The organism is Deferrisoma palaeochoriense (assembly GCF_054656955.1).
The window spans coordinates 1-262 of record NZ_BAAHXI010000221.1; the positions used below are offsets into that span (position 1 = coordinate 1).

Genomic DNA, 262 nt, shown 5'->3' on the forward strand with positions numbered 1-262 from the left:
TTTGAACCGCTCCGGCGCCGCCTCCCAGCGCCTCACGAACTCCTCCCGCTCTTTTCTGTCCGCGATCGGCACCTGGGGGAACGACCCCTCGATCTGGGTGATGTTCATCTTCTCGCCGGTCGCGTACATGAGGAAGTAGGGGAAGTTGATCATCTTGAGCTTTAAGGGCACCTGCTCGAACTTCTTCATCGTGTTGTGGTCGAACTTCTCGGCGCCCCGGCCGATCTGGCGGGCGGCGTGGTACACGCCGTTGGCGAGCGCG

At 62.2% G+C, this 262-nt stretch carries 1 pseudogene; it reads right to left on the bottom strand.

The annotated features are described in order from the left end of the window. A pseudogene (locus tag ACYQ8L_RS18780) lies at positions 1 to 262 on the bottom strand (aldehyde dehydrogenase); the annotation flags it as partial.